Source organism: Armatimonadota bacterium, assembly GCA_013314775.1.
Lineage (GTDB): Bacteria > Armatimonadota > Zipacnadia > Zipacnadales > JABUFB01 > JABUFB01.
The window spans coordinates 277,420-295,557 of the sequence record JABUFB010000011.1; the positions used below are offsets into that span (position 1 = coordinate 277,420).

General features: G+C 66.6%; 4 protein-coding genes. 2 read left to right on the top strand and 2 right to left on the bottom strand.

What is annotated here, in order from left to right; translation table 11 throughout:
• Positions 1-7: 7 nt before the first annotated feature.
• Positions 8-1,759 carry a chloride channel protein gene (locus tag HPY44_15630; GenBank protein NSW57438.1) on the bottom strand — a complete coding sequence of 584 codons (1,752 nt, stop codon included), beginning with the start codon at positions 1,757-1,759 and terminating at the stop codon, positions 8-10.
• 128 nt (positions 1,760-1,887) lie between these two features.
• Positions 1,888-14,865 (bottom strand): HEAT repeat domain-containing protein, encoded by a 12,978-nt coding sequence (locus tag HPY44_15635; protein NSW57439.1) that lies wholly within the window; start codon positions 14,863-14,865, stop codon positions 1,888-1,890.
• Between the two features lie 316 nt (positions 14,866-15,181).
• On the opposite strand from HPY44_15635, the gene HPY44_15640 reads away from it, so the two are divergent.
• Together HPY44_15640 and HPY44_15645 are read left to right on the top strand one after the other, a co-directional pair.
• The gene (locus HPY44_15640) at positions 15,182-16,825 is read left to right on the top strand and encodes an exo-alpha-sialidase (protein ID NSW57440.1); all 1,644 of its coding nucleotides are present in this window, start codon (positions 15,182-15,184) and stop codon (positions 16,823-16,825) included.
• A gap of 119 nt (positions 16,826-16,944) precedes the next feature.
• Positions 16,945-18,045: a hypothetical protein gene (locus tag HPY44_15645; GenBank protein ID NSW57441.1), complete on the top strand. Its 1,101-nt coding sequence runs from the start codon at positions 16,945-16,947 to the stop codon at positions 18,043-18,045.
• Positions 18,046-18,138 lie beyond the last annotated feature (93 nt).

Sequence of the window (18,138 nt, forward strand, 5' to 3'; positions counted from 1 at the left end):
TGCGTGCCTACGGTTCTGCGGGCCGAATGCTGAGACGTCCGGAAGCGGAAGCGACCGCCCCTGATGAGTAGGCGCGGATGATGTCACTTCGCCGTAGCACTCCCAACAGCCTGCGGGGGTTCTCCGGGTCCACAACCGGCAGCCGGCCGACTTCACCCGCCGCCGGCGCCGCCAGGGCCTCGCGAAGGCTCTGGTCCGGGTAGCAGACCATGACATCACGGGTGGCGGCCTCCCCGACCGTCTTCCGCTTCAGTCCCTGGCGGGCCGCGCGTTCGAGGTCGGACAGGGTGATGATCCCCGACAGGAGGCCGTCGCGATCCACTACCGGGAATCCGTGATGCCCTGTGCGTTGGAACTCGTCCACCAGCCGCTCCAGGGGCATCGACTCGGGCACCGTATCGACCTCGACAGTCATCACCTGGCGCACAGTGACGGTCGCCATCGGGTCAATAGGGGTAGTGGCCTTGAGGTCGATCCCTCGGCGCAGCAGATTGATACTGTAGATGTCCTCGCGCATGAGGTACTCGGAAACCATGGCGCTAACAACGATGGAGGCCATCAGGGGGATGATCACCCGATAGTCGGCAGTCATCTCAAACAAGATGAGCACAGAGCTTACGGGGGCGTGGGCGGCTCCGGTGAACACGGCACCCATGCCGGTGATGGCATACGGCCCCGGATTGATGTTCATCCCGGGGAGCACCAGCGAAGCGACCTGCCCGATGAACGAACCCAGCACTGCCCCGATGTAGAGACAGGGCGCGAAGACCCCTCCTGAGCCGCCGGACCCGATTGTGATAGACGTCGCCACGCTCTTCAGGACGACAAGGGCCGCGCAGGTCAGCAGGGGCAACTCGGTGCGCAGGACAGGCTCGATGGTCTCATACCCAACTCCAAAGATGCGGGGGAAGTAGACGCCCATGACCCCAACCAGCAGACCACCCAGCGCCGGTCGGCTCCACGGCGGGATGCGAATGGCATCGAAGACATCCGTTGTGGCATATAGTAGACGTTTGAAACCGACGCCAACCACTGCCGAGACGACCCCGAGGATCGCGAAGATCGGCAGTTCGGCCCAGCCTGTGGGGGCATGCGCCGGGACTCGGAAAGCGGGAAAGTCTCCAATAGCGCTGCGCGAAAACGCGGTGGCAACCACAGCTGAAAGCACCACGAGCGAGAATGAGCGTACCCCGAAATCGCGCAAAATCACTTCTGAGGCGAACAGCGAGCCGCCGATGGGTGCGTTGAAGGTCGCCGCCACTCCGGCCGCCGACCCGCACGCGGCCAGCAGACGCACCCGTTCTCGCGGCATCCGGAGAGCCTGCCCGAGGGCGGAGGCCAGGGAGGCGCCGATCTGCACAATCGGCCCTTCACGGCCTGCTGACCCGCCCGAACCGATACAGATGGAAGACGCGAGGGCCTTGACGACACTCACCCGCGCCCGGATCTTGCCGCCATACTGGGCGACGGCGAGCATCACATCGGGTATCCCGCTGCCCCTGGCTTCCTCGGCGATGTAGAAGACCAGCAGGCCAACGAAGAGCCCGCCGATTGCGGGCAACGGAGCCACGCGCCACTCACCAAGAGCCGGCAGGAAGCTGTCTGCAGCCCCAAACAGCAGGTCGTGATTGACGCGGATCATCCAGCGAAAAACAACCGCGCCAGCCCCTGCCGCGAGGCCGACGATAACGGCCAGGGCAACGGAGGTCGGAGTGCGGGTTGCGAGACGCTGTCTGGAAGTGTCGCGGTTGGGGCTCATGGCTGGTCACGCGGGTGCGTAAGCATGGTGAGACCGGTGAGAGGCCGGCCTGGGATGTGCTTACTCTACCCCGTGAGCGCCGATGAAGCAAGCGCCTGGGCCCTTTGTGAGGGCCGGCCCTGTGGCACTCATGAACTGGAGCGTATTGCCTCGATCGCGGCTTCCATGAGCTCAACCACCCATGGTTCCGGCTCCCGGGCCGCCGCCCTCCGAAGAGGCTCGAGAGCGCTCGGATGCGCATCCTGCCGCAGAACCTGGGCCGCAGCGGCGCGTGTCTCGGCTAACGGGTGCTGCAGCAGCAGGGCAATCTGCTCACGCAGACCGGAGTTCATTACGGACGCGAGCACCGAGCTCGCCACCATGCGCACGTTTGCATCCGGGTCCTCAAGCGCCTTTGCCAGACGCGGGCCATCGTCCTCGGTAGCCAGCCGCCTCATCGCGCCGATTGCACCCACGCGGATGCGAGGGTTATCGTCATCGAGGGCAGCCAGCACGGCGCTGCGTGCCCGCGGATCCCCGATGCGCCCCAGTGCGCGCAGGATGTCTGCCCGGGCTTCGGCGGATCCGCGTTGTAGCCCCGACAGCAGCGCGTCCACCGCGGGCGAACCGATCTGCGACAGCGCCCAGCACGCAGCATAGCGCGCATCGGCATCATCAGATATCGCCTGATTGGACAATCGGTCCAGAGCGGAATCCCCGAACACGATGAGCGAATCCGCTGCCGCCTGACAGACATCCTCGTGCTCGTCTTGCAGCAATCGCAGCAGCGCATCCAGCGCATCCGGATTGCCCGGGGCCTCGCGCAGAGCAGTGGCCACAGCCAGACGCACCGCCGCCTCCCTGTGCTGGGCGTACGTCAGCAGCAGGGGCACATCGGTTCCCGACAGCCCTTGGAGCGCTCTGGTTGCGGCGGCGCGTACCCGCTCATCGGGGTCGTCCACCTTGGATACCAGGGCGAGGGCTGTATCACCGCCGATCCATCCCAGATAGTCCGCGGCTTCACCGCGTATCTCGTCGTCCTGGGACTGGAGCGCCTCGCGGAGCCGCTCCAGGCCGACGGCATGGCCCATATGCGCCAGAGCACCAGCTGCTGCCACGCCCAGGAGAGACCCCTGCTCCCTTTTCAGAATGCCCTCCAGGACCTCAACTGCTTCGGTGATCTCAGCCGAACCCAATGACCTGCAGATTGCGGCCTGAGTCCGGTGGTCGCGACTGGACTTGAGTTTCTGCAGGAGCACGTGAACGCCCTGATCACCCATGCCGGCCAGAACGTCGGCCGCGGCCTGGCGGACGTCCTTATCATCATCGTCCAGCAGAGCCGACAAAGGCCCTATGGCCTCCCCGCCGATCCTCCCCAGCGCCACCGCAGCAGCCCTCCGTACCGGAGCGTCCGGATCCCGTGCCTTGCGGACCAGAGACCTGAGCGACTGGCTGCTGCCCACATCGCCCAGGACAAGCGCAGCCGTGCGCCGCACCTGTTCATCGCTGTCGCTCAGCAACTCGTCCACAATGCCGGGGGCGCTGCGAGAGATGTCCGCGGCCACCGCAACCAGCTGCGCATCCGGCTCACCACGGGGGCGGGTCGCCATCCGCACGAGGATCGGAATCGCGTCCACGGCATGCCGAAGCAATCCGGCACGGATGGCTTCGGAAAGCTCGGGCTTGTCGGTGACGGATTCGCGAGCCAGTGCGGTGAGGGCGTCGTGGGTGCCGATGGCCGCCAGCGCTTCGGCTGCCGCGCGATTGATAGCCGGCGACGTGTCCTGCATGCGCTGCTGGAGGGTCGGGACCGCCTCGTTCCGACCGTATCGCCCGGCCATGCGCACGGCGGCCAGGCGCATCTCTTCGTCTCCGTCCCGCGCGTACTGGGTGAGGGTATAGACCGGGTCAACCGTCATCGCGTGAAGCGTCCGCAGGATACCGTCGTCCACTCGTTCATCCTGCTCACGCATACGCAGGAGGGTGGGTGCCACGGCGGGCCCGCCGATCTTGCCCAGCGCTTCCGCAGCAGCCTGTCGGACCTCAGCTTCGCGGTCCCCAAGCCTGCCCACCAGCGGGTCGATGACGCCGGATATGCCCAGGTCACCCATGACCCGCGCCGCTGCGGCGCGCATAGCAGTGTCTTCCGAACGCAGTTTGCGCTCCAAGGCCTGAAGCGCGCCCTTCTCAAGCATCACCAGGGCGCGGGCAGCGTGTTCTCGCACTGCTTCGTTCGGATCTGTGAGCATATCCGCCAATGATGGCGCGATGCTGGAACCGAACCGGGGCACCGCGTAACTCAGGGCATCGCGGATTTCGGGGCTGTCGGAACCTACGCAGCCGGCGATAGGGCGGATTCCCCGTGGGTCCTGAAGGTCGGCGAGGGCCCGAATCGCGGCACCGACCACGCCCGTGTCCGTGTCCTGGAGACGCTCAATGATGTCCGGGACCACGGACACATCGCCAATTCGTGCAAGACCGTTCAGGGCCAGGGTACGGACGTTGGGCTTTCGGTGGGTCAGTGACCTGCGCAGCGCGGCAGCAGCTACCATTCCCATCTGCCCGAGGATATCGGCCGCGACGCGCGTGATGCCCTCATCCGGGCTTTCCAGCAGAGCGACTACATCGGGCAAGGCGGCTTCGCGGAGCCTGGCGAGGGCCGTTGCGATACGGTCCACGGCAACACGCCCGGGGGCCGCTTTCAGGCGTTCGACAAGCGCCCCAACAGCCGGTCGCCCCACGGCCTGGATACCACGCATCGCTTCGGTGCGCACTTCCGAGGCCTCGTCAAATAGCCCATCGACCAGCGGGCCCACTGCCTCGTCCCCACCAATGAGGGTCAGCACCCGCATCTGAGCAGCGCGCGCCACGGTCCCGCCAGTCTCCGCCAACTGCGCCAGGGGCTCGATGCAGGGGGTGCCGATTCCCACCAAGGCGTAGACCACGTCATCGCGAATGGCGCCGTCCGGGGTGATGAGGCGCTTGAGGAGGGCGTCTGCAGCAGGTGCGCCGATCCGGCCCAGCGCGTCGATGGCTGCGCGGGAAACGGCGGGATCCGGATCATCGATGGCGCTGAGCAGGTGTGGCGCGGCCGTTGCGGCATGAAGCAGCCCCAGCGCCCGGGCAGCTTCGGCCCGAACCGGAGCGTGCGAATCCCGGATGCGTCCCACCAGATGGGGGACCGCTTGCTCGTCGCCGATTCCTCCCAGCGCCCTGGCAGCTCCGGCCCTGGCATCCGGGCCACCCGCCCGCAGAACCTCGAGCAGCTCGGGGAGCAGTCCCGCCCCGGTAGCCGCGAGCACGTCGCCGGCGGCAAGGCAGCCTGGACCGTGGTCGCCCGAAAGCACTTCCAGGGCCGCAGCAGCAGCCCTCTCGCCCATGGCGCTGAGACTCTCGGCGGCCGCGCTCCTGACCTGGGCCTCCGGGTCGCTCAACAGCGGAACCAGGTCAGGGATGGCCGCACTGCCTGCGACCCGCGCCAGCCCCCGGACGGCTGCAGCGCGGGTCGTGGCGAACTGGGAGCCCAGACATTCACGCAGTACGGGCCCAGCGGCTTCCCCACTGGCCGAAAGCGCCGATAGAATGCGCTCGTCCACACTCCCGCTGTCGTCCACCAGGCGGGGCAGGAGGAGTTCGTATGCGACCTCCTGCATGTTGCCGAGAGCTTCGGTGGCTGCTGCTGTGACCACCGGGTCGTTGAAGTACAGGGCGTCGATCAGCACTTCAGCGGCCTGCGGGGTTCCCATGAGACCCAGGGCTTCACACGCGGCGACGCGCACGGGCTCGCGCAGGTCGTCAAGAACCGAGGCGATATGTTCGACGTAGGCCAAGTGTCGAGAGCGCCCCAGCGTCTCAAGCACCCCGAGTACAACATTGAGGTCCTCGTAAGTCAACAGCGATGCAACGGTGTCGAGGACCTCCGTGCCATGCATCGCCAGAGCCTCGCACACCCGGGATCGGCGCAAGGGATCGGGTTCCCGCAGGCCGTCCATTAGCAGTTCGCCGGCAGAGGGGCCAATGAGAGCCAATGCCCGCGCCGCTTCGTACCGCACCTGCCGATCATCGTCTGTGACCGCACGCGCCAGGGCAGCGCAAGCGATGTCGTTCCGCATCGGCCCCAGGGCGCGCACCGCAACCAGCCGCGCCGCAACGGAGGTCCTGTCGAGCAACGCCGCCACCGGTTCGGCAGCCACATCGCGCAATTGCACGAGCAGGTCGGTCACAAATGCGGCCAGAGGGGCATCAGGTCCCGCGAGAGCCTCTACGAGCGTGGGAACCGCAGCTTCCCGGAAGCTGCAGATCGCCGCAGCCCGTGCTTCCCGCAATGCCTCGGTCTCATCCAGAATCCCATCGATCAGGCCTCGCAGTGCGGGCTCGTACCTGAACTTCTGCACCGCGAGGACCGCCGCCGCGCGAACTTCCTCATTCTCATCGTGCAGGTATTCCGACGCCGACGGAGCTACCCGCGGGTCTCCGATGAGCACCAGAGTGCGCAGGCAGGCGGCGCGCACCTCGCCGCTGGTCTCGCTGAGTCCCTGGACCAGCCGGTCCACCGAAGCTGTACCGATAGCCACCAGCACGTCGGCGGCGGAATAGCGCAGGTCAGGATCATCGCCGGCGAGCACGTCGAATACGGCCGGAACCGCCTGCGCCCCGAACGCCACCAGACTCGCACTCGCGGCCGCCTGGACCGCGCGGTCCAGATCGCCGGCTGCCCTGGCAAGCATGGGAATGGCGCCTGGATCCGGAAGCAGGCCAAGGGCGGTAGCCGCCGCAGCCCGGATGGAGGGCACCGGACCTGCCAGCAGGGAGCGCACAGTCTCGAGCCCCGTCTCTCCGGCAGATCGCAGACCCTCCAGTGCCGGCTGATCCCCGCCCGAATCGGGCTCGACCCGGACCAACAGAGCCTCAATGCCTGGCTGCCCAATGGACGCCAGCGCAGTCGCGGCAGTGCAGGCCACAGCGCGGTCCCGGTCCCCCAGCATGCCGGTGAGGCGAGCTATGGCAACAGTGGGGCTGATCTCGGGCAGCAAGCGGCAGATACGGGCTCGAATGTCTGGCTCGGGATCATCCAGCAAGCCCGCAAGCGCCTCGGCGTCCCCGGCCCTGCCGGCCAGCGCCAGGACTTCCACGGCACCGAACCGCGTCTCGCCGACGGGGGACCCGAGTTGGTCTCGGACCAAGTCCAGTGCCGAGTCTCCCAACGCAACCAGGCATTCGGCAAGGCGCGGAAGGTGCGTCTCGTCGCGATAGGCAAGCCCCGGCAGCAGCGCCCGCGCGCCCTCCTCGCCCAGCGATCGGAGAACCCGGACCACCTCGGCGCGCACATCAGCGGATGCATCCACGGCCATCCGCGCGCAGACGTCCAGACGGTCCTCGCAGTCCAGCAGGTCCAGGATACGCAGGCCTCGCACCCGCTCAGTCTCGAGCTCAGCTTCGAGCAGATCCCGTGCAACCCTCTCCACGTCGCCCCCAAGAGCCCGGGCGATCGCCGCAACCCGGCTGTCTCGACGCCATTCGGCGAGCTGCAACGCATCCAGGACTGCGGGGACCGCGGGTGCACCGATGGTTGCAACGGCCTCGTGACGCGCCGCGGCAGAAGCGGGCGTGTCCGCGTCCAGACCGTCCAGGAGAGCCGGCACGCTCTCCACACTGCCCAGCCGAGCCAGAGCGTTCGCCGCGGCCACTCGCACGAGCTCCGTATCATCACTCAAACGCTCAGCGATGACGGGTGCGTCCGAGGCCTCGTCTTGCCCCGCCAGCAAATTCAGAGCCCGCAGGCGGACCGCCGCGGATTCGTCCACCAGGGCCTCGCAGATCACGGCCCGTGATGCCGGGTAGAGATCGGCCAGCACGCGCGTTGCCCGGGCAATGCCCCTCTCACTGCCTGCCCGGAATGCAGATGCGGCCGGAGGTATCGCTCTCTCGCCGGCCGCCAGCAAGCAGTTCGCCGCCGCATCCGCGACGCTGTCTTCGGAGTCGTCCATGGCCCGGGCCAGAAGGATCAGGTCGCCGTCCGTTCCGGCTAGCGCCAGCGCCCTGAGGCATCGCTCCCGGTGTACCGGAGAGTCGGCGCCGACGCCCCGGCGCAGCACATCCAGCGCTTCCTCCGCCGGCAGTCCGAACACCCGGGCAACTACCGGATCAAGCCGGCCCTGCTGATCGAGCAGCCGCTGGATCAGCGCGGGATGAGCGACAGGCCCCAGTTCGCGCAGGGCACCAGACGCGGCCTCGACCACGGGCTCCCAGGGGTCGGCCAGCAGATCAGCCAAGCGATGAGCCAGGGGCTCGTCCGGCCAGTTCAGGCTGGCGTGGATTGCCTCGACGCGCACATCGGGGTCCGGATCGCCCAGCGCACCGAGCACGGCGTCTCGGTCTTTGTCCCGGGCGATGATGTGCAGGAGTCGCAGTGTCTCGCGTCGCGCAACCGGGTCAGGATCGACCACCTTGGCCGCTGCCTGGTCGAGAGCGGTCTCGCTCTGCACAGCCAGTGCGGCCACCGCGTGTCGCCGCAGGGCCTCATCCGGCGAACTGAGATCAGCCAGTAGCGGACTTGCGTGTTCCGGCGGCAACTGGGCCAATGCCAGGGCCGCGGCAAGACGGACGCGCTCGTCGGTATCCGAGGTCCGCAGGTACAGTCCGTGGGCCGCGCGCTCAAGCCGCATGTCGTGCAGCGTGCGCGCGGCCAGGAGCCGGCGTTCGGGGGAAGGATCGTCCAGCAATGAGACAATGGCGTCCTCCACGACCTCGCCTAGACTCGCCAGGGCCGCCGCAAGCGCCGGGGAACCGGCCCATGCCGGGTTCTCCATCTTCTCGATGAGCGTCGGCACGGCCACCTGCCCAAAGGAGCACAGCGCGGCGAGGCGGGCATCCCGCGCTGCTGGTGTATCGTCGTCGATACCCTCCAGCAGCACGGGGACGGCGTCGGCGTGCCCGATCTTCTGGATCGCCCGGGCCGCCGCTACCCGCACCGTCTCGGCCGTGTCGCGCACGCGCCGGGTGAGATGCTCCCCCAGTCCATCGGGCTGGATGTCCGCGAGCACCTCGATCGCCCGGCTGCGTGCCCAGGGGCTGGCATCGTCCCAACCGGCCGCGGGCGCTGCATTGGCCACATCGATGAGCGCCTGAGCCGCAGGCAAGCCAATCTGCCGCAGGCAATCCGCGGCGGGTTCGTGCAGGTCGCTTCGGTCAGACACAAGCGCATCGACAAGCGGCTTGACCGCACTTCGGCCGGAAGCCACAAGCACCTCGCCTGCCGCCTGTCGGACGCGACTGTCGGGGTCGGCAAGCAAGCCGGTCACAATGGGCAGCGCGTGAGTGGAGCCCAGAGCTCCCAGACAGCGGATGGCCTTCGCCCGGCCATCCCCATCGGCCTGCATTAGCGCGCGCTCCAGATGCTCGTTGGCCAGTTCCCCGAATGCGCGCAGGACTTCGAGGAGCGCCGGGATGGGAGCTTTCTCCGGACTCGCCTGGGCAGCGACGAGCTCACTCAGCGCGGGTTCCCCCAGGGACACAAGCGCCTTGGTGACTCGCTCGCGCACCCCCGTATGCGGGTCGTCGATGGATCGCACCAGCGGCGCAACAGCTCCGAGCATCTCCAACCCCGACGCCGCCGCATAGCGCACTCGCGGGTCGTCGTCGGCCATTGCCAGCGCGAGGGGCTCCACTGCCGCCTGGGTCCCGATGCGAGCGACCGCGGAGGCCGAGGCGACTCGCGCCTGCACGCCGCCCTCCAGGAGCGTGACAGACAGTTGGCCCAGTGCGGGTCCGCCGATCTGCACCAGGAGCTCGCCACAACGGCCCCGCACCATCTCGGCGTCTGAATCCAGTCCTTCGCAGAGAAGCGGAATCGCTTGGCCAGTATGCTCCAGGAGCATCTCCGCCGCCGGCCCGGCAATCTTCGGGTCGTCCCCTAGACGGCTGACCAGGGCCGGCAGCACTTCGCTGGCGCCCATCCGCCGCACGACTTCCAGGGCGGCCGCAGCGCGCGCGGGTTCCGCCGCCCCAACCAGCTCCACAAGTGCAGGCCGCACCACGTCACCCAGTCGGCGCAGGGTCTCCGGTACCCGCAGCCGCATCAACTCATTCGGGCTTTCGAGCTGGTCCAGCAGCGGCCCCACCGACGCCTGCCCGAAGGCAACAAGTGCCTCCACGGAAGCCCCCGCGAGCTCCTCGTCGACGTCGTCTAGCACTTCGACCAGCGGCTTGACCGCCTCCGGGTCCCGGATCTGCTCAAGCACCCGAACAAGTTGGGCTCGGCGAGGCTGCGCGGCATCTGATAGTGCATCCAGCAGAACACCCACCGCTCCAGGTCCTACCGCCACCAGGCACCGGGACGCGATATCTCGCGCTGCAGGGTCCTCGCCCGTGAGCGCACCCAGCAAGTCCGGCGCGATCAGAGCGCCCAGAGTGCGGCAGCAGTCAACCAGGAGTTCCTGGACACGCGGGCTTGGGTCGGAGAGCAGCCCGGGTAGCAGTGACCCGAGCCTGTCCTGGTCGGCCGACCAGATCGCGCGCACCGCACCGGCCCGCAGAGCCGGGTCGTCGGAGGCCAGCAGCGTCTCGAACAGCTCAAGGGCAGGGCTGCCGGGGAGCTCGAAGACCTCGGGAAGCCAGGGCGGCACCGGAGCGGTATCCAGTTCGTGCCGGCGGATAGCCGCCCCGGCCGCATCAATTCCGAAGACATCAAGTGCCCGGAACGCTGAGTGAGCCACAATCCGATCCGGGTCTGCGAAGGCATCCACTAGAGGTGCCAGTGCCTGCGGGTCGCCGATCTTCAGGAGCGCCGCCACGGCCTCGACCCTCAGCGCCCCCACCGGAGCGGAGAGCAGTTCGAGCAACGCCGGGAGCGCAGTGGGTTCGCCGATGTCTCCCAGGAGGCGTGCAGCCAGGGCGCGGGCTTTCTCCGGCCCTTCCATGCAGAGGGTCGCAAGCGGCTCCACTGACGGACCGCCGACCTCTGCAAGAACCTGGCATGCCGCCTCGCTGAATCCGGGCTGTTCCGACCCCACGCGCCTCACGAGCCCGCCCATGCAGTGCTCGTAGTGGGTGCGCGCGAAAGCCTGCGCTGCCTGGCCTGCGGGGGGATCGGCCGCCAGGAGGTCCAGCACGCGCGGCGCGGACTTTTCGGGCCCGGTGGCAGAAAGAACCTGGATGAGAGCGGCCTGGTGCGCCGGTGTAGCGCCGGAGAGAGCTTCGATCAGGCCGTCCACGGCGACTTCGCCCATTTCTGTCAGAAGCTCGCGAGCGAAGCAACCTTCCGGCGACGCAGCCTCTGCCAGGGCGGCGGCCAATGCCGGAACCGCTTCTGGTCCGAACCCCAGCAGGGCCCGGGAGGCCGCCTGCTGGTCCGCGCCGTCACAGGTGGCCGCAACGCGCAGCAGCCCCGGAACGGCCCGAGGGTCGCCGACGTGCTCCAGACAGCGGACCACCGTAACGCGCACAGACTCGGCAGAATCTGTCAGCGCCGAGATCAGCGCATTCACAGCGTCGCTCGTGCCGATCCGCGCAAGACAGGTAGCCGCCGATTGCCGCACGCTGGGGTCGCTGGACCCCGCGAGCACATCCGCAACCGGCGCAACGGCAACGTCTCCGAAGGCGCTGGCTGCCCACGCTCCGCACTTGCGGACGTCCCGGTTCTCGTCCCTCAGGAGCGCCACGACCTGCGGGAGCGAACTCGGCCCCAATTCCACGAGCGCATCCAGGGCCCGGGTGCGCAGCGCTTCGCTTTCGTCCAGTAGCAGTTGGACCAGCGCGGGCACCGCGGCGTTACCTAGCCGGACCACAGCCGCGAGCGCATCCTGCGCGACAGCCTCATCAGGATCGGCCAAGAGCCTGCAGATACCGGGGATGCTGACGTCGTCCGGGATTGCGGCGAGCACACGAGCTGCTCTTGCGCGAACCGACGCGTCGGCAGCGGTCAGGAGGGACCGGAAGTCATCCAGCGATTCATCGCCCATCACCCGGATCACGTGGAGGAGGGCGAGCAAATCGCGATCGTCGTCGATGCGGCAGGTCTCCACCAACAGGCGCGCGGCGTCCTGTCCGAAGACCTGAATACTCTCGGCTGCCGCAACCACAACCGACGGTTCGGGATCACGCGTGAGCGCCGCCATGGCCTCAAGCGCACGCGGATCAGCGATTGCCCCCAACGCAATCACCGCAGCAGTGCGCACTTGCACATCAACGTCCGTGAGCGCGCCCAGCAGTCCGTCGACCGCTTCCGGTGGATGCAAGCGCCCCAGAATGTGCGCACCCCACATGCGGACGCGGGGATCATCGCTGCCCAGTGCGGCAATCGCCGGGGATACTGCGGCCGGGCCGGCCTCAACGGCAAGATCAGCCGCAATTGGCGCCAGCGTCTCATTGTCCAGTAGGCCGAAGAGCAGGGGCATCGCGGCGTCGCCGAAGGAGAGCAGCAAGTCAGCCGGCGCCCTGCCAAGTTCGGAGTCGGCGAGGAGCGCGGTCACGAAGGGCAGGCACTCGGGATCGCGCAGGCGGTCGAGCACCTGCAGGCCCGCCAATTTCCAGCCCCTGCCCGCAGTGGGCAGTGCGTCACAGATGCCAAGGGTGGCCTCCTGCCCCAGGGCCACGAGCGCGTCCGCAACTCCGGAAACCGGACTGCCGGCTGAATCCGTCAGTGCTGCGAGCAGCGGCGTCAGGGCTCGGGTGCCGAATGAACTGATGGCCTCAGAGGCCGCCGAAGTCACCTCGGGAACACTGTCGGAGAGGGATCCGACCAGCCAGGCCAGAGCGTCGTCGGAGCCGATGTTCCGCAGCGCCTGGATGCTCGCGATCCGGACCGACGGATCCGGGTCGCCGAGAAGCCGCGCAAGATCCGGCGCGGCAGGTTCCCATTCCAGACTGCCCAGGGCCCAGGCAGCTTCCTCACGCACCCGTGCATCAGAAGCGGTCAACCGCGATATCAGGGCGGGGACGGCGGCCTCGCCAATAAGAACAAGGGTACCGGAGGCGAGCCTGCGCTCCCTGGCATCGCCTGCTCCCATGAGAGCCGCGACGGGTTCAACCGCTTCGGCAGCAAAGTCCGCAAGCGCCGACTGAGCCGCTTGCCACACTCTCTCGTCCTCATCCGCGAGCAGAGACAGCAGCGGCTCGACTGCCTGGTCAGCTGGGAAGGCACACAGTCCGCGGATCGCACCGATCCGGCAGGAAGGCTCCTGCGAAACGGTGGCGTCCAGCAGCGCCGCAAGTGCCGGTGCGCCGAAGGACGCCAGGGCACCCGCGATAGCCTGAGCGCCGCGGCAGTCGGGGTCACACAGGCGCCCAACGAGGGTTGGGATCGCGCGTTCGTCACCCAGCGAGGACAGACACGCACTTGCGGCGGCACGGACTGCCTCGCTCTCGTCCGAAAGCGCTGTGGCCACGGCCGGAAGCGCTTCAACGTAAGCCAGCTCGGCCAAAGTCGCGATGGCATCCGCGCGGACTTCCGGGCTCTGGTGTTCCACCAGCGGCAGTACCGAAGCCCCTGCTTCGGGCATCGCCAGTTTGCGCAGGGCGTCGAGACAGACGGCGATCAGTTCGGTGTCCGCTGCCCCGAGCAGCGGCGTAAGGGCTTCGAGAGAAGCAGAAACTGGAATGCGTGAGAGCACCGCGATCGCACGGAAACGCAGGGCATCCTGATCCGAGCCTAGCAGACGGGACACCGGCTTCACCGCAGCCTCGCCCAGGGAGGCCAGAGCATCCTGAGACGCGGCGACCAGCGCGGGGTCGTCCTCCTCCATCACTTCAATGAGCGGGCCGCATGCCGACGCTCCGGCTGTCTCCACGAGCAGGGGCGCGGCTGCGGCGCGGTGCACCGCGTCCACCGGGTACTCGCCGCGCCACATTGCCGATGCCAGCGCCGCGGCCTGCCGGCGGAACACAGCAAATTGCGGATCACCCGAGCCGGCCACTGCGTCGCTAAGGGCCTCGATCGCCTTCTCGCCGTCGCCCCCCGCTGCGAACCCAAGGCCGGAAGCGATCAGCGCTTGCAATCGGCGACGCGCGACCACGGTGTCCGGGTCGGAATCATCAAGCGCAGCCCGCGTGGCCTGGCGACGCAGTTCGAGCCACTCGAAGCGTAAGTGAGGCACGCGTCCGCGCACTTCGAGGCCCAGGAGTGGAACCGTTGCTTTCAAGTCGGCCAGCAACTCTTCGAACTGCTCCTCCGTGCGTACTGCCTCCTGCACCCGAAGACGCCACAGGAGAGAATCCAGGGGAATGAACCCGGCGGCGGGCCAGTCCACGATTGCAGCCAGTAGAGCGCGCCTTTCCGCGGACGCCCCCACGCTGATCTCTTCAGACATACTCCCACTGGCGAGGGCTTCCCACTGCAACGGCTCGATCCGCTCGATGCCCGCTGCGCTTGCCCGGGCCGAGATACTGCGCATGGCGGCCACGAGACGGTGCAGGTTTCCGCGAGCGCGGGCCGAGGCCATCGGGACGACCGAGGGCGCGAAAGGAGTCAGGCCTCGAGCGGCAGAGGCCAGCACGCGCTCCACCACCGCGTCTGCCGGTTCGCTCATAGGGAAGTAGACAAGTCCGGCATGTGACACAGCATCGAGGGACGGATCCAGGTGTTGGGGCCTCAGTTCGACGATGAGAAGCGTGTGGCGCCAGTTCCGCTGCGCCGCGTGCACCAGTGCGATCGCCGCGTCGACAAGCGTGCTGTCCGGGGCTCCGTCCACACAGGCTTCCAGGCCTGACAGGCCGAGCACGAAGCCACGCTCTGTCGAAGCCACGGTAGCGTCGGCGACGCTGAATAGCTCAAGGAGTGCGTCGATCCCCGACGTCGCAGGTACCGGAATTGCTCGAAGGTCCGGGTTCAGCTCAAAGAGCCGATCCGTGCCGTGGCTTACCAGCGCGTGGAGTGAGAAGTAACGGTCGAGGTGCAGATGCAGACCCGGGTCACCCCCGAGTCTCGCCGCCTGGATCAGTGACCCCAGCAGCCACGTCTTGCCACGCCCTGCATCGGCAACCAGAGCCATGGGCGTGCAGAAGCCGCCCCGAGCACGGGCCAGCGCCTGGTCAAAATGCCCGCACTCCACCGGCCAGAGCAACTCAGCCACGTCACGGCTGAGCTGTCCGGCGGCCTCGCCCGGGTTGCGGTACTCCCTGTCTGCCGACATGTGATCTTGCCCCGAAGGTCATCGACGGAATGGCCTGCCCGGCGCGAACGTCCCCCTAGTTGCCTGGAAGGCCCAGCCATGAGTGCGAATCGGGCGGTGGGTGGAAATAGACTCACTCGGCCACCCAATGACATTGAGACTAGTCAATATTTTATCAAGAAATGCTCAAGTTGCGCAACATCTGTAGTGCAAAACATACCGGCTAAGGTGGCGGGCGTCAGAAACTCTATGGAGGACTGCCGCGCACCACGAGAGAAAGGACACCTCTCAGTGGACAGCTGGACGCCCCCGTCGGTTGCGCCGGGAGATGGTGATTTTGCGACAATTCATCACCGTTGTCATCTTGCTGGTTCTTGCATCCTGCCTCGGCGCACAGTCAGTGGACTTTGCGCCCGACCTCAACTCTCTGGATGCCTGGGAGGTCTCCGGTGGCCAATGGACGGCGACTGACGGTCTGCTGAAGCAGAGCTCCTGGTGGTACTCGGAGTCCGACTGGGCTTCAACCGCACACGCATTCCTGAAGGAGCCGGTGCTTGCGGACTTTGATGTGAGCTTCGAGTTCCGGGTTGAGCCCGGCGGTGGCGGAGTGGGTGCCGCCCAGTTTCTTTTCCGTTCCAGTAGCAACAGAGCATACTACCTCATCCAGTTCAGTAGCAAGGCCGGAGGAGTATATCTGGTCCGGAATGATCCCGGCGTCCATTGGCGCAATATCCGCAGAGCGTCCATGGTGCAGATGCCCAGGGGGGAATGGCACCGGATCCGGGTCAAGGCAGAGGGGCCCGGGATCACCATCTGGGTAAATGGGGCCGAAGCTCTTCAGGCGGAAGATGACGCTGCCTTGAGCGGCCGCATCGGGTTCGGTACCAGCCAGGCCGTCGCCGGCTTCCGGAACATCACTATCAAGGGCACCCGGGGCGAACTTGACACGCCCTGGCAGAACACGGGAGGGAAGCACATGCCACCTAGTTTCAGGGTCATCTGTGAGGACGCCGGGGCCGGCGGTTACGAGGCATTCCCGGACATCTGCCGATGCGCAAACGGTGACCTGTTGTGCGTCTTCTATGCCGGGTACGACCACGTTTCGTTTCCCCGAGACGACCTGCCAAAGGGCGCGAGGGTCAGTGCGGTCCGATCCACCGACGAGGGCGAGACCTGGAGTCCAGCCTTCGTGGTTGCGGACACTCCCTGGGACGACCGCGACCCCCACATCGCCTGCCTGAAAGACGGGACGCTGATCTGCAACTGGTTCACCTACTACGGGAACTGGCAGCCGCCTGACTCGGACAAGCCGGGCCACTACAAGGAACTCTGGACCTGCTTCTCCACCGACAACGGCCTCACGTGGAGCGAGCCGCATCTCGTCCCGAACACCGCCGGGCAGTACTGGGGTTGCTCGGCGCCAGTGCGGGAACTGTCCGACGGCACCCTCATCTGGCCCATCTACCGCGAATACCAGCAGCCTTTGCGCAACTGGACCGCGGTGATGCATTCCAGCGACGGTGGCAAGACCTGGACCGATCCTGTGTGGGTAGACGAGACCAATGACGACAATGACGAGCCGGATATCTGCGAAATGCCCGATGGCCGTCTCCTGTGCGTCATGCGGGCAAACCCCGGCGACAGCATGTGGTACTCGTGGTCTGAGGACAAGGGCAGGACGTGGACACGCTCCGAGAAAATCGGGTTTCCGGGGCATGCGCCGTACCTGTTTCTCACCAGCAAGGACATACTGCTCCTCGGGCATCGCCTGCCCAATACGGCCCTCAACTACAGTCTGGACTACGGCAGAACCTGGAGTCCGTCCATGCAGGTGGATGCCACCATTGGCTCTTACCCGAGCATGGTGGAGTTGAAAGACGGGACGATCCTCTTCGTCTACTACGAGGAGGGACCGGGCTCATCCATCCGGGCCCAGAAACTCTGGGCCACAAAGGACGGCGTCGAGCAGCTGGAGTGGTGAGTGGGGACAAAAACCCCTGAATCGTGAAAGGAGTGCGGCGACGGGCGCCGAATCACTAACTGGCGCGGGAACTCCGCGATGCGATTCCGAAAGCATAAAGAGCAGGGGGCGTTCACATTATGCGCAGGAACAGGCTCTTGTCCTTTGCTGTCGTCATCGCCGTGGTCCTTGGCATCATCGCACCGGAAGCCTTGGCCCAGCCCGAGCGGAGGCCCAGACTCAGGGCCGTGAAGGGGGTCGTGCTCGTAGGCGAGCTCGACGACCACAACCTGGCACAGGTGAAGCGGGCGCTGGCAAGCATCAAACTCGCCTTCGCCTTGAAGGGAAGCGCCGGTCCGGGCTGGGGTATGAACCTGGTACTTCGGCAGTGCGCCGATGAGGAAATTCCCGAACTGGTGAAGCAGTACAACACACGTGACGTGGCTTTCGTGCTGCCCATCACCCAGCGCACCATCGAGGCCCTGCAATCAAGGAATCCCCGTGAGGCCGGTTTTATGGTGCAGGTGCCGAAGCAACACATGTCGGCTCTTCAGAAGATCGCTGCAAAGGCCCCGCCCGGCGAGAAGATTCAGACGATTGACCTTACCAAAGAGGATTGGCAACCCTTGGTGGCTCCGCCGGAAGTCGGCTGGACGCTGCCTGGCGGGGGCGTCATCCAGTTCGCCGCAGACCGCGCCGGAGCGTCCTCTGATTTCGCTTCGAGCCTGCCCATCGGTTTCACCGACAACCCCTATGCCACATTCATCAACCCCGGTACGGGGCAGAAGATCCCGGGGGCCATCGGCCCATTCCTGCCCATGGCCTCGGTATCGGGGATCATTGCCGGGCTTATGACTATCGTTGAGAACACGAGTTGGGAGGAGTTCTCCACAGGCATGAGTGACCTGTGGGACGCTATTGTCGGCGAAGAGGGACAGGATCGCTCGTGGGACGAGATCCTGTGCGATGTCATCGGGGCCCTGGTCAATATGGGCGGCAATATGTGGGACAGCGACGGCAAGTTCGATGACTATGCCACCATGATCACTGAGGGCTGGAACGATTTCGTCGACTTCTTCAACAACGATGTCCTGCCGTTCTTCGGGACCTGGTTCCAGGACGACTTCAGCAATCCCGACCTCTTCGGCTTCAGGCCGGACGAGGAGTTCGACCTCTTCGATCAGGGCCGCATTTTTGACTTCCTGATAAGGCCCAAGCCATGGGAAGTAGCTCTGGAGTGACGGCAGGGCGAGGTGAGCGCGGAAGCTCGGGCCGGGACCAGGCCCGAGCTTCTTCATGACTCCGGGACGTCCTTCGGGTCACTCCGGCAAGAT